The 13,194-nt window shown below is 66.6% G+C and carries 11 protein-coding genes and 1 riboswitch; of the genes, 5 read left to right on the forward strand and 6 right to left on the reverse strand.

Annotated elements, in window-relative coordinates:
• Positions 1 to 289: 289 nt before the first annotated feature.
• From AB6806_RS02170 to AB6806_RS02180, 3 genes are all read right to left on the reverse strand, one after another.
• Positions 290 to 1,030, reverse strand: coding sequence for an amino acid ABC transporter permease (locus tag AB6806_RS02170; protein ID WP_038361881.1), 741 nt, complete (start codon positions 1,028 to 1,030; stop codon positions 290 to 292).
• A 116-nt stretch (positions 1,031 to 1,146) separates the two neighbouring features.
• Positions 1,147 to 1,968, reverse strand: a complete 822-nt coding sequence (locus AB6806_RS02175) for a transporter substrate-binding domain-containing protein (protein WP_142020435.1) — start codon at positions 1,966 to 1,968, stop codon at positions 1,147 to 1,149.
• Positions 1,969 to 2,056: 88 nt separating this feature from the next.
• Complete coding sequence (locus AB6806_RS02180; RefSeq protein ID WP_142020436.1) at positions 2,057 to 3,058, reverse strand: GlxA family transcriptional regulator; 1,002 nt, start codon at positions 3,056 to 3,058, stop codon at positions 2,057 to 2,059.
• A gap of 55 nt (positions 3,059 to 3,113) precedes the next feature.
• On the opposite strand from AB6806_RS02180, the gene AB6806_RS02185 reads away from it, so the two are divergent.
• The 4 genes from AB6806_RS02185 to AB6806_RS02200 are packed head-to-tail and all read left to right on the forward strand — an operon-like array spanning position 3,114 to position 8,255.
• Positions 3,114 to 4,364, forward strand: a complete 1,251-nt coding sequence (locus AB6806_RS02185; protein ID WP_113253233.1) for a sarcosine oxidase subunit beta family protein — start codon at positions 3,114 to 3,116, stop codon at positions 4,362 to 4,364.
• Between the two features lie 24 nt (positions 4,365 to 4,388).
• Positions 4,389 to 4,664 carry a sarcosine oxidase subunit delta gene (locus AB6806_RS02190; protein ID WP_133561664.1) on the forward strand — a complete coding sequence of 92 codons (276 nt, stop codon included), beginning with the start codon at positions 4,389 to 4,391 and terminating at the stop codon, positions 4,662 to 4,664.
• On the forward strand, positions 4,661 to 7,645 hold the full coding sequence (locus AB6806_RS02195) for a sarcosine oxidase subunit alpha family protein (RefSeq protein WP_142020437.1): 2,985 nt from the start codon (positions 4,661 to 4,663) through the stop codon (positions 7,643 to 7,645). Before AB6806_RS02190 ends, AB6806_RS02195 begins: the two co-directional genes overlap by 4 nt.
• Positions 7,638 to 8,255, forward strand: a complete 618-nt coding sequence (locus AB6806_RS02200; protein ID WP_142020438.1) for a sarcosine oxidase subunit gamma — start codon at positions 7,638 to 7,640, stop codon at positions 8,253 to 8,255. Before AB6806_RS02195 ends, AB6806_RS02200 begins: the two co-directional genes overlap by 8 nt.
• A gap of 35 nt (positions 8,256 to 8,290) precedes the next feature.
• Here the strand turns inward: AB6806_RS02200 and AB6806_RS02205 are convergent, their stop codons facing one another.
• The 3 genes from AB6806_RS02205 to AB6806_RS02215 all read right to left on the reverse strand — a co-directional run bounded on the left by AB6806_RS02205 (position 8,291) and on the right by AB6806_RS02215 (position 9,370).
• Positions 8,291 to 8,560: a hypothetical protein gene (locus AB6806_RS02205; RefSeq protein WP_038361897.1), complete on the reverse strand. Its 270-nt coding sequence runs from the start codon at positions 8,558 to 8,560 to the stop codon at positions 8,291 to 8,293.
• Between the two features lie 194 nt (positions 8,561 to 8,754).
• A complete protein-coding gene (rpsU, locus tag AB6806_RS02210) occupies positions 8,755 to 9,021 on the reverse strand; it encodes a 30S ribosomal protein S21 (RefSeq protein ID WP_038361899.1) in 267 nt (88 codons plus the stop codon).
• Positions 9,022 to 9,160: 139 nt separating this feature from the next.
• Positions 9,161 to 9,370 (reverse strand): cold-shock protein, encoded by a 210-nt coding sequence (locus tag AB6806_RS02215; RefSeq protein WP_038361902.1) that lies wholly within the window; start codon positions 9,368 to 9,370, stop codon positions 9,161 to 9,163.
• Positions 9,371 to 9,908: 538 nt separating this feature from the next.
• Positions 9,909 to 10,110, forward strand: a riboswitch (cobalamin riboswitch).
• A 112-nt stretch (positions 10,111 to 10,222) separates the two neighbouring features.
• On the opposite strand from AB6806_RS02215, the gene AB6806_RS02220 reads away from it, so the two are divergent.
• Positions 10,223 to 13,138 carry a ribonucleoside-diphosphate reductase subunit alpha gene (locus AB6806_RS02220; protein WP_142020439.1) on the forward strand — a complete coding sequence of 972 codons (2,916 nt, stop codon included), beginning with the start codon at positions 10,223 to 10,225 and terminating at the stop codon, positions 13,136 to 13,138.
• The last annotated feature ends 56 nt before the right edge of the window (positions 13,139 to 13,194 follow it).

A 13,194-nucleotide genomic window follows, 5' to 3' on the forward strand; every position in this document is an offset into this window, starting at 1 on the left:
ATGCCGAACAGCACGCCGACAGCCGTGCCCAGCGCCATCGAGAGGAAGCTGATCAGCAGATTGAACAGGAAGCCCTGGAAGATCAGCGGCGCCCAGCGCAGCAGGATCGTGAACGCGCCGTCGCGGGGGGCCGGCCCGGTGGCCTGGGCGACAGCCAGCGAGGCGGCGAAGAGCAGGGCGATGCTGGCGACGACACCGAAGCTCAGGATCGCCGGCGCGGCGAGCCCGCTCGATGCGATCGGCACTGCGCGAAACGGTTTCAGGACGGGGAGGTCGGTGGCGCCGGTCTTCATGGCATGTAGCCCGGAATGCGCATGGCCTTCTCCCAGCGATGCATCACCCAGACCAGCACCGCGACCAGCAGCACATAGGTCACCAGCAGCACGTTCATCATCTCGCGGACGTTGAAGACCTCGGACCAGATCTGTGAGGCCGCATAGAGCAGTTCCGGCACGCCGATCGCGTAGGCGAGGGTGGTGGTCTTCACGAGGTTGACGAGGTTGTTGTTCAGCGCCGGCAGGCAGATGCGGAAGGCCAGCGGCAGCACGATCTGGCGCCAGAGCTGGAAGCGCGTGTAGCCGAGCGATTCTGCCGCCTCGACCATGGTCTCGGGCACCGCTTCGATCCCGGCGCGGAAGATCTCCACGTTGAACGCTCCGGCGAAGAGCGAGAAGGCGATGATCGCCCAGCCGGTGCCGCTGACGAAGGGGGACTGCCCGCCGAAACCGTCCGACACGGTGGGCAGCAGGCCGCCGACGGCGAAGTAGAAGAAGGAGAGCTGCACCAGCGGCGGCGTGTTGCGGAAGAACTGGACGTAAGCCCGCACCAGAAGCCGACCGAGCCGCGAATGGCTGCCGGCGACCCAGACACCGACAAGTCCGATCGCGAGCGAGGCCAGGATGGACACGACGCAGATATAGCTCGTGGTCCACAACCCGGTCAGGAAGCGGGAGCGGTCGAAAGCGTCGTAGAAGATCGAGAAATTGAGGCCATGAACATCGTTCAGGCGCTCGAAGAAGGCGGCGATCATGTCCGAAACCTCGGGCGGCCTTGGTGCGTCATGGTCGGGCTTGACCCGACCATCTCGGAAACCAGAGCCCTCTGGTCATGAGATTCTCAGGCGCAAGCCGAGAATGACGCCCGAGGTTACGCGCCGCCCTTCAGCTTCTTGTTGGTCTCGATCAGGTACGGGCTCTGCTTGATGCCCCATTTGCTCTCGAGCGCGAGCAGCTTGCCGCTCTTGTGCCACTCGACCGACATGTCCTTGAGCAGCTTGCCGAAGCCGCCGTCGAGATCGTCGAGGCGCACGCCGATCGCCCAGAGCTGCGGGTCCTCGGAGGTCAGCGGCATCTCGTAATTGGCCCATTTCGGATCGCCGCTCGACAGCGTCGAGACGATCAGCGTGTCGTCGAAGAGGAAGGCGACGCAGTTGTTGCCCTGCAGGGCGTTGAGCCCGTCCGGCACCGAGGGGAACACGACGAGGTCCGGGGAATACATCTGCGAGACCCGGCGGTTGTAATAGGCGCCCTGCACGGCGCAGACCTTGCGGCCCTTGAGGTCTTCCCACTTCTTCAGCCCCGCGCTCTTGGGCGCGAGCACATTGGTGGCGCCGGCATAATAGTTCGGCTCGATCATGCCGATCTGCTTGCGTCGCTCGGCCGTGTCGCCGAGCGTCGCCAGGATCATGTCGATGCGGCCCTGGCGCAGGAACTCGATGCGGTTGGCGGCGATGACGGGGACCATCTCGAGCTTGACGCCGAGCTTGTCCGCGACCTCCTGCGCGAGATCGATCTCGAGGCCGACGATCTTGCCCGACGGATCGAGGAAGCCCCAGGGCTTGTAGTCGTTCTTGACGCCGACGGTGAGGACGCCCTTCTCCTTGATCTTGGCGAGCGTGTCCTGCGCGAGGGCGGGCATGGCGGCGAGCGTGGCGGCTACAGCGAGCGCCAGAGCGGTCAAACGTTTCATCGGTCGCGATCCCCTGTCTTTTTTTGAAGCCCTAGACTTCCGGTGGATCGATGCGTGGAATTGACCCCATGCGACGCTTTCTTGACATTCAGCGTCGAGCGATGGGGTGCTGCGGCAGTCTCTCGGATCGTGGCGGATGGCCGAAGCGCCCGCTATAGCTGCGGGAGAAATGGCTGGCGCTGGCGAAGCCGCAGGCGAGCGCGATTTCCAGGACGGAAAGGCTGGTCTGCCGCAGCAGGTCGCGCGCGCGGTCGAGGCGCAGCCCCAGGTAGTGCTCGCCGAGAGAACGGCCGAGATGTTGCCGGAACAGGCGCTCGAGCTGGCGCAGCGAGACATTGGCGAGCCGGGCGAGGGCTTCGCGGGGCTCGGGGTTCTCGATCGTCTGCTCCATGCGGCCGATGACCCGCAGCAGCGGAGCATGCGCGATACCGAGCCGCTCGCGCAGCTTCATGCGCTGGGGGTCTGCGCCCTCCCGGACCTGGGTTTGCAGGAACCATTCGCTGACGGCCAAAGCGAGGTCGCTGCCATGCTCGCGGGCGATCACGGCATGCATCATGTCGAGCGGGGCGGTGCCGCCGCTGCAGGTCAGCCGGTCGCGGTCGATTTCGTAAAGCGAGCGGCGCAGATCGAGGTCGGGGTATTCTTCCAGGAACGCGGCCGCGTGCTCCCAGTGGATGGTGAACCGGTAGCCGCTCAGCAGATTGGCCCGCGCCAGCAGATAGGGCCCCCCCGAAACGCCGCCGATCCGCACGCCGCGCCTAGCCTGCTGCCGGAGCCAGGAGAAGGTCGGCTGATGATGGAAGAGCGCCGGATTTCCTCCGGCGCAGACGAAAAGATAGTCGAGCCGAAGCTCGGCACCGATATTGGCGTCCGGTGCGATGGCGACGCCGTTCGAGGCCGGGGCGGGCGTTCCGTCGATCGAGATGTGGCTCCAGCGGTAGAGCGAATGGCCGGAGAGCCGGTTGGCCGCACGCAACGGCTCGATCGCCGAGGCATAGGGCAGCAGCGCGAAATCCGGGATCAGCAGGAAGCCGACATGGGTCGGTGCGCTGTCGTCGCTAACGGGCAATCGGATGTCGCTATCGAGCATGTCGCGGAGCCTATGTCGGTCAATCTCCGGATGACAAGACCGCCCGGACCCCTCGATGCGCTATTCCGTCTTCTCGCTGCTCGCCCAGGCCCTTCAGGGTCACAAGGGCTGGACCCCGGCCTGGCGCGATCCCGCGCCCAAGCACGAATACGACGTCGTCATCATCGGCGGCGGCGGGCATGGCCTGGCGACGGCGCATTACCTCGCCAGCCGGCACGGCATCACCAATGTCGCGGTGCTGGAGAAGGGCTATCTCGGCTCCGGCAATGTCGGCCGCAACACCACGATCATCCGCTCGAATTACCTGCTGCCCGGCAACACGCCCTTCTACGAGCTCTCGATGAAGCTTTGGGAAGGGCTGGAGCAGGACCTGAACTACAACGCCATGGTCAGCCAGCGCGGTGTCCTGAACCTCTTTCATTCCGACGCGCAGCGGGATGCCTTCGCCCGGCGCGGCAATGCGATGCGGCTCGCCGGGGTCGATGCCGAACTGCTCGGCAGCGAGCAGGTAAGGGCGATGCTGCCCTATCTCGACTACGACAACGCCCGCTTCCCGATCCGGGGCGGGCTCCTGCAGCGCCGCGGCGGCTCGGCCCGGCATGACGCCGTCGCCTGGGGCTATGCACGGGCCGCCGACAGCCGCGGCGTCGACATGATCCAGAACTGCGAGGTCACCGGCATCACCATGGCCGGCGGGCGGGCCGTCGGCGTCGAGACATCGCGGGGACCGATCCGGGCGAAGAAGATCGCCATGGCCGTCGCCGGCAATTCGTCGCGGGTGGCCGCGATGGCGGGCCTGCGCCTGCCGATCGAGACCCATGTCCTCCAGGCCTTCGTCTCGGAGGGGCTGAAGCCGCTGATCGACGGCGTCGTCACCTTCGGCGCCGGGCATTTCTACATCAGCCAGTCCGACAAGGGCGGGCTGGTCTTCGGCGGGGACATCGACGGCTACAACTCCTACGCCCAGCGCGGCAATCTGCCGGTGATCGAGGACGTGATGGAATCGGCCATGGCGCTCTGGCCGGGGCTCGGCCGGGTGCGGATGCTGCGCCATTGGGGCGGCGTGATGGACATGTCGATGGACGGCTCGCCGATCATCGACCTGACGCCGATCGAGGGGCTCTATCTCAATTCCGGCTGGTGCTATGGCGGCTTCAAGGCGACGCCGGCCTCCGGCTTCTGCTTCGCGCATCTGATCGCGACGGGAGAGCCGCACCCGGTCGCGAGCGCCTATCGGCTCGATCGCTTCGCCACCGGGCGCCTGATCGACGAAAAGGGCGCCGGCGCCCAGCCCAATCTGCACTGACCGCGCGCTGCCCGAGGATCCCCCATGCGCATCACTTGCCCCCATTGCGGCGCGCGCGACGCCCAGGAATTCACCTATCTCGGCGCGGCCGATCCGCAGCGACCCGACGGGATGGCAGCGACGGAAGCGGCGATGACCGAGTACGTCTATCTGCGTGACAATCCGGCCGGCAGTCACCGCGAGCTCTGGTATCACGGGGCCGGCTGCCATGCCTGGCTGGTCGTGACCCGCGACACCCGCACCCACGCGATCGCCTCGGTCGAGGCCGCCAGGGCGCGCAAGGCGGGAGCCGCGGCATGAGCGGGCAGCCCTTCCGTCTCGCCTCCGGCGGCCTTGTCGATCGCAGCCGGCCGCTGAGCTTCAGCTTCGACGGCAGGTCCTATCGCGGATTTGCCGGCGATACGCTGGCTTCCGCGCTGCTGGCGAATGGCGTGCGGCTCGTCGGCCGCTCCTTCAAATATCACCGCCCGCGCGGCATCCTCTCGGCCGGCCCGGAGGAACCGAACGCGTTGGTCGAGTTGCGCTCCGGGGCCCGCCGCGAGCCGAACACGCGCGCCACGGTGGTCGAGCTGTTCGAGGGGCTCGACGCGGCCAGTCAGAACCGCTGGCCCTCGCTCGCCTTCGATCTGCTCTCGATCAACGGATTGCTCTCGCCGGCCCTGGTCGCGGGCTTCTACTACAAGACCTTCATGTGGCCGGCGGCCTTCTGGGAAAAGCTCTACGAGCCGCTGATCCGCCGTGCGGCGGGCCTCGGCCGCGCGGCCGGCTTAGAAGACCCTGACCATTACGAGAAGGCCTTCGCCTTCTGCGACGTGCTGGTGATCGGCGGCGGTCCGGCCGGCCTTTCCGCCGCGCTCGCAGCGGGGCGCAGCGGCGCCCGGGTCATCCTCTGCGACGAGGATTTTCGCCTCGGCGGGCGCCTGCTGGCCGAGAGGCGCGAGATCGATGGCAAGCCGGCGGCCGAATGGCTGGCGGCGACGCTGGCCGAGCTCGAGAGCCTGCCCGAAGTGCGGATCATGCCGCGCACCACCGTCTTCGGCCTCTACGACCACGGCATCTATGGCGCGGTCGAGCGTGTCGGCGATCACCTGCCCGAGCCGGCGCCGCATCAGCCGCGACAGCGCGGCTGGCGCATCCATGCCAAGCGCGCGATCCTCGCCGCAGGCGCACTGGAACGGCCGATCGTCTTCCCCGGCAATGATACGCCGGGCGTCATGCTGGCGGGAGCGGCACGCACCTACGTCAACCGCTACGGCGCATTGCCGGGCCGCGAGGCGGTGCTGTTCACGGCCGGGGACGATGGCTGGGCCACGGCACGCGATATCGCCGCAGCCGGTAGCCGCATCGCTGCCATCGTCGATGCCGGCGGCGACTCAGATCCCGCCCGCAAGGCGCTCGCCGACAAGCTTGGTGCGAGGCTGTTCGCAGGCGGCGCGGTCGAAGGCACGCGCGGCGGCCGCCACCTCAGCAGCGTCACCATCCGCGATGCATCCGGCGCGACGACGGCTGTCGATTGCGACCTGCTCGCCGTCTCCAATGGCTGGAACCCGACGCTGCATCTGACCTCGCATCAGAACGGCAAGCCGGCCTGGGACGACGGCCTGCAATGTTTCGTGCCGGGCTCCTTGCCGGCGGGCCTTGCTGTCGCCGGCAGCGCGGCCGGGCGCTTCACGCTGGCGCAGGCGCTGGAGGACGGCGCGCGGCTCGGCCGCGAGGCTGCGGCCGAAGCCGGGCTGACGCCTGCGCCGCCGGCACCCGTGCCTGCGACCGATCCCGAGACGACCGCGCTGCGGCCGCTCTGGCGAGTGAAGGGAACGAAGGGCAAGGCTTTCGTCGACTACCAGAACGACGTCACCGACAGGGATGTCGAACTCGCCGCACGCGAGGGCTTCCGGCCGGTCGAGCATCTCAAGCGCTACACCACGCTCGGCATGGCGACGGACCAGGGCAAGACCTCGAACCTCTCCGGCCTCGCCATCATGGCCGAGCAGACGGGCAGGACGATCCCGCAGACGGGCACCACGACCTTCCGGCCGCCCTATACGCCGGTCGCGATCGGCGCGCTCGCGGGCCATCATCGCGGCAAGGAATTCAGGCCGGTGCGGCTGGCACCGACCCATGACTGGTCGCGGGAGCAGGGCGCCGTCTTCGTCGAGGCCGGCCCATGGCTGCGGGCGCAGTACTATCCGCGCCCCGGCGAAAACGACTGGCAGGCGACGGTCGATCGCGAGGTCAAGGCCGTGCGCGCGAGCGTCGGCCTCTGCGACGTCTCGACGCTCGGCAAGATCGACATCCAGGGGGCGGAGGCCGCCGAGTTCCTGGAGCGCGTCTACATCAATGGCTGGAAGGCCCTGCCGGTCGGCAAGGCGCGCTACGGCCTGATGCTGCGCGAGGACGGCTTCGTCATGGATGACGGCACCACCTCGCGTCTGGGCGAGCACCATTTCCTGATGACGACCACGACGGCCAATGCCGGCAAGGTGATGCAGCATCTGGAGTTCTGCCATCAGGTGCTGTGGCCGGAACTCGATGTCCGCATGGTCTCGGTCTCCGAGCAATGGGCACAAGCTTCCATCGCCGGGCCCAAGGCGCGCGAAACCCTACGCGGCGTCGTCGATCACGAGCACGACCTCTCGAACGAGGCCTTCCCCTATCTCGCGGCGCGCACCGTGACGGTCGGCGGCGGCATTCCGGCGCGGCTGTTCCGGATCTCCTTCTCGGGCGAATTGGCCTATGAACTGGCGGTTCCGGCCGCCTATGGCGATGCGATGATGCGCGCCCTGATGCAGGCCGGCCAGCCCTTCGGCATCACGCCCTATGGCACCGAGGCGCTCGGGGTGATGCGCATCGAGAAGGGCCATGTCGCCGGCAACGAGCTCAACGGCCAGACCACGGCGCGCGATCTCGGCCTCGGCAAGATGATGTCTTCGAAGAAGGACTATATCGGCCGCCTGATGGCGGGCAGGCCGGCCCTGATCGAGCGGGACCGGCCGTCCTTCGTCGGCTTCAAGCCGGTCGATCCCTCCCAGCGCCTGCGGGCCGGCGCCCACTTCATCGGCATCGGCAAGGCGGCGGTGATGGAGAACGACGAGGGCTACATGACCTCGGTCGCCCATTCGCCGCATCTCAACCACTGGATCGGCCTCGGCCTGATCCGGAACGGCGCCGGTCGCATCGGCGAGCGCGTGCGCGCCTATGATCCCGTCCGAAACGGCGACATCGTCGTCGAGATCTGCTCGCCCGTCTTCGTCGATCCGGAAGGAAACCGCCTCCATGGCTGAGATCGCGACCTCATGGCGCCCGCGCAGCGCCTGGGCGGGCATCGCGCAACCCGGCTCCTTCGGCGCGAAGGGCGAGACCGGCGTCGTTGCGACGCTGCTGGATGGTTTCGGCCTGGCGACCCTGATCGCTGAACCGGGTGCGGCGATGGCCCTGTCGCGGGCCGTCAAAGGCCGGCTCGGCATCGCGCTGCCGGAGATGCCGAGGATCGTATCGGGCGGGGTCCATGACGCGATCTGGGCGGGGCCGGACCAATGGCTGCTGCGCGCGGCTTCGCGCGACGGCTTCCAGCCATTGCTCGATGAATTCGCGACCCATGCCGCTGTCAGCGATCAGAGCGATGCGCGCGCCGCCTTCCGGCTTCAGGGTCCCAGGACCCGCGATCTGCTGGCAAAGGGCGTGATGCTCGACCTGCATCCTTCGGCCTTTGGCGTCGGCGAGACCGCCGTGACAAGCGTGGCCTATCTCGGCGTGCAGCTATGGCGGCTCGCCGACGGGCCGGACGGACCCGTCTTCGAGATCATGGTCGCACGCAGCATGGCAGGAAGCTTCTGGTCCTGGTTTGCCGCAGCGGCGGCCGAGTTCGGCTGCCGGGTTGCTGACCAAGACTGACGGCAACGCCTCGCGCGCCATCCTCCGGTTGGAGATCAGGAAGAAGCGGTTCTCCGCCGAACAACGGTCTTGGCGGGCTTGGCTCGCGTCTTGGCTGGCGGCACCGCCGCGGCGGCCTCGGCGTCGGCGGCTTCCTTGGCGAGCCGCAAGGCCCGCAGTTTTGCGGTGCGTTCGCGGACGGCGATCTGCTCCACCCGCAACGCTTCCAGGGCCGTTTCGGCCTCGGCGCGGCGTTGCGCTGCGAGCGTCGCTCTGCTCTGGGCCCGCAATTGCGCCTCTTCCGGCGGAATTCTGTTGCTCGACATCGGCAAACTCCTTCTCGAACGCAGGACGCCAGGGCGTCAGCGGCGTTTTCCGGCAGCACGCTCCTGCATGGATCGAACGGCTTCGGGCAGAACCTTGCGTGGGGCTCGGCTTCGATCCTCGCCGGTTCGGCCTGGCGAGCAGGCCCGGCCCTCGGCGAAATCCTGCGGATTGAAGCCCAGGCCCAAATCCTCGCCTATCGTGCCTGCGCGGGGGCCTGGCCGGGCCGTGCCGGCCGTTCCACGCGCTTCGGCATCGGCAGCAATCCTTCGCGCTGAGCCTGCTTGCGTGCTGCCTTGCGGGCGCGGCGGATGGCTTCGGCCTTCTCGCGGGTTCGCCGCTCGGACGGCTTCTCGTAGGCGCGACGCGCCTTCATCTCGCGAAACACGCCTTCACGCTGCATCTTCTTCTTGAGGACGCGAAGCGCCTGGTCGACGTTGTTGTCGCGAACGAGAACCTGCATTCGAATTTCCCTTCTGATGCAAACAAAAAGGGCCGGGTTGATCCCGACCCCTCCGTGGCTATCCGCCGCTCAATCGAACGGGCGCCGGTACATCCGCGGTCGCCGCTGATCTCGATTGACGCGCCGGATGGCGTCTAGCTCACTCGGCCTGCAGGTTGTCCGCAGACACCTTGCCGGAGCGCTTGTCCTGCACCAGCTCATAGGAGACCTTCTGGCCTTCCTTCAGCGTGCGCAGACCGGCACGCTCCACGGCGCTGATATGGACGAAGGCGTCCTGGCCGCCGTCTTCCGGCTGGATGAAACCAAAACCCTTGTCGGTGTTGAACCACTTAACTGTGCCACTGGCCATGCTGACCTCCTGTAAAGGCTATTGTTCATGCGCCGCGGGTGCAGCGCATTTTTCGATTTGAGCAGGAAGTTCGTCAGCAGTGCGCGATGAAAGCGCGGGGCCAATTCGTTCGGCCTAGATCGATGTTTCTATCATGGTACTTATAAGACACATTGTCAAATGGAAGGTTTTATCTCGCAATATTTTCGGAAAATCAGCCGGGCGCCAAATCGACCGACAGCAACCGTGTGACCCGGCCTGAGACGCGCCATCGCGATATGCTGGGGCGGCTCGGCAGCCATCGCAGACAGCTCGTGGCGGTCGCGAATTGCGCGAAGCTCGGGAACGGGGCGTGCGTCGATCATGGCGGGCGGCGAAGGGGCGCTAGCGCTTGAGGCGTAAAGCATCGCTCGACGCGGTTTCGCCGAAGCGAAGGCAGAGCCGACGTCATTGCCGAACAGCACGAACAGGATAGGCCGGAGGCCGCGCGGTGATCCCCGATCTTCACAGGCGCCGGACGGCGGCATCACGACCTGTTGACAGGCGATGCCCCTTAGCTACTAGATCTGGTGGTCGATGGTCTCTCGAATCGCAAGATCGAGAGCTAAGAGGGAAGCCGGTGAGAGACCGGCGCTGCCCCCGCAACTGTAAGCGGCGAGTTCACGTCCAGGATTAAGTCACTGAGGCTGCAAGGCCTTGGGAAGACGGGACGAGAGCGCTGACCCGTGAGCCAGGAGACCTGCCGCGACCTCGTATACGTCCTCGGGCGGGGTGTCCCGGTGGTGCGCTTGGCAGGTCGCGGCCTTGTGGTGCCGCGCGCCTTCTCGACGCAACCGCTCTGGCCTTTGCCCCCAACATTTGGGGTTGATGCCGATGTCTCTTTCCATTGAAGCCGAGCGGCCTGCCGCCGCTCCGTCAGCCGCAGAGCCGACACTGTCGAAGCTCGCTGCGAGCGAGCCCGGCTACCAGATCATTCGCCGCAACGGCGCGGTGACGCCGTTCGATCCCTCGAAGATCACCGTGGCGCTGACCAAGGCGTTCCTCGCCGTCGAAGGATCGAACGCCGCCGCTTCGCGCCGCATCCACGAAGCCGTCGCGGAGATGACCGAGCAGGTCGTCGCGGGGCTGACCCGCCGGGCCGCGACCGGCCGCACTTTCCATATCGAGGATGTGCAGGACCAGGTCGAGCTCGCCCTGATGCGCGGCGAACACCACAAGGTCGCCCGTGCCTATGTGCTCTATCGCGAGGAGCGGGCGCGCGAGCGGGCGAGGGCGGTTGCCGAGACGAAGCCTGTCGCCTCCGCAGCTCCCTTGCTGCACATGAAGCTCGCCGACGGGACGCTTATCCCGCTCGACGCCGGCCGCCTCGACAAGGTGGTTCGCGAGGCTTGTGCCGATCTCGACGGCGTCTCGGCCGAGCCGGTCCTCACCGAGGCGCGCCGCAACCTCTATGACGGCATCTTGCTCGACGAATTGGCGCTGGCGCCGATCCTTGCCGCCCGCACGCTGATCGAGAGCGAGCCGAACTATGCGAAGGTCTCCGCGCGCCTGCTGCTGGACAAGCTCCGTCGCGAGGCACTGAGCTTCGTCCATGGCCGCGCCGAGCAGGCGACGCAGGAAGAGATGTCAGTGCTTTATGCCGACTACTTCCATGCCTATCTCAAGACCGGCATCGCGAACGAGCTGATCGACCCCGAGCTCGGCCGCTTCGACATCGCCCGCATCGCCGCTGCACTCAAGCCCGAGCGCGATCTGCAATTCGACTATCTCGGCTTCCAGACGCTTTACGACCGCTATTTCCTGCATGTCCGGGGCAACCGCTTCGAGCTGCCGCAGGCCTTCTTCATGCGTGTCGCCATGGGTCTCGCCATCCGCGAGATCGATCGCGAGGGCAGGGCGATCGAATTCTACGATCTGCTCTCATCCTTCGATTTCATGGCCTCGACCCCCACGCTGTTCAATTCCGGGACGCTGCGCCCGCAGCTCTCCTCCTGCTTCCTGACCACCGTCGCTGACGATCTCGACGGTATCTTCAAGGCGGTGAAGGACAATGCGCTGCTCGCCAAGTACTCGGGCGGCCTCGGCAATGACTGGACGCCGGTGCGCGGTCTCGGCGCCCATATCAAGGGCACCAATGGCGAGAGCCAGGGCGTGGTGCCGTTCCTGAAGGTCGCGAACGATACGGCCATCGCCGTCAATCAGGGCGGCAAGCGCAAGGGCGCGGTCTGCGCCTATCTCGAGACCTGGCATGTCGATATCGAGGAGTTCCTCGATCTCCGGAAGAACACCGGCGACGACCGCCGCCGCACCCATGACATGAACACGGCGAACTGGATTCCCGACCTGTTCATGCAGCGCGTCGAGGCCGGCGCCGACTGGACGCTGTTCTCGCCCGATGAGGTGCCGGACCTGCACGACCTCTATGGCAAGCCATTCAAGACGGCCTACGAGGCTTATGAGGCGAAGGCAGCCGCTGGCCAGATCAAGGTCTTCAAACGGGTGAAGGCGCTCGACCTCTGGCGGCGCATGCTGACCATGCTGTTCGAGACCGGCCATCCCTGGATGACCTTCAAGGATGCCTGCAATCTGCGCTCGCCGCAGCAGCATGCCGGCGTGGTGCATTCCTCGAACCTCTGCACCGAGATCACGCTCAACACCTCGGCCGACGAGGTCGCGGTCTGCAATCTCGGCTCGGTGAACCTCGCCGCGCATGTGACGCCCGATGGGCTCGATCAGGCTCGCCTGGCCCGCACCGTGACCACCGCGATGCGCATGCTCGACAACGTCGTCGACATCAATTTCTACACGATCCCCGAGGCACGCCGCTCGAACCTGCGCCATCGCCCGGTGGGCTTGGGGCTGATGGGTTTCCAGGACGCGCTCCAGACACTGCGTCTGCCGGCGGCCTCGGAAGGCGCCGTCGCCTTCGCCGATACGTCGATGGAAGTGATCAGCTTCCATGCGATCCAGGCCTCGGTCGATCTCGCCGCCGAGCGCGGGCGCTATCCGAGCTTCGAGGGTTCGCTCTGGTCGAAGGGCATCCTGCCGATCGACTCGCTCGACATCCTCTCGGACGCCCGCGACGGCGATGTCGAACTCGACCGCTCCTCGACGCTGGACTGGGAGGGCCTGCGCGAGCGGGTCGTCACGACCGGCATGCGCAACTCCAACACCATGGCGATCGCGCCGACCGCGACGATCTCCAACATCGTCGGCGTCTCGCAGTCGATCGAGCCGAGCTACAGCCAGCTCTACGTTAAGGCGAACATGTCGGGCGACTTCACCGTGGTGAATGCCGGGCTCGTTCATGACCTGAAGGCGAGGGGGCTCTGGGACGAGGTGATGGTCTCGGATCTCAAATACTACGACGGCAAGGTCAGTGGGATCGATCGCGTCCCGGCCGATCTCAAGGCGCTCTATGCCACCTCCTTCGAGATTCCGACGGAATGGCTGATCAGGGCGGCGGCGCGCCGGCAGAAATGGATCGATCAGGGCCAGTCGCTGAACCTCTACATGGCGCAGCCGTCCGGCCGAAAGCTCGACGAGGCCTATCGCCTGGCGTGGAGGCTCGGCCTGAAGACGACCTATTACCTGCGCGCGCTTTCGGCGACCCATGTCGAGAAATCGACGCTGAAGGGCACGGACGGCAAGCTCAATGCGGTCTCGGCCACCGTGCCGGTCGCGGCCAAGGCCGCCGCGCCGATCATCGTCGATATCCCGCTGGAGAATGGCATGGCCGTGCCCAACGCTTGCTCGCTCGACGATCCCACCTGCGAAGCCTGCCAGTAACGGCTGCTTCGGCTCGAACTCTTCGCGATGACAGCGCCCCGGGTGGCCCCCGGCGC

It is taken from the genome of Allobosea sp. RCC_152_1, assembly GCF_041360765.1.
GTDB lineage: Bacteria > Pseudomonadota > Alphaproteobacteria > Rhizobiales > Beijerinckiaceae > Allobosea > Allobosea spartocytisi.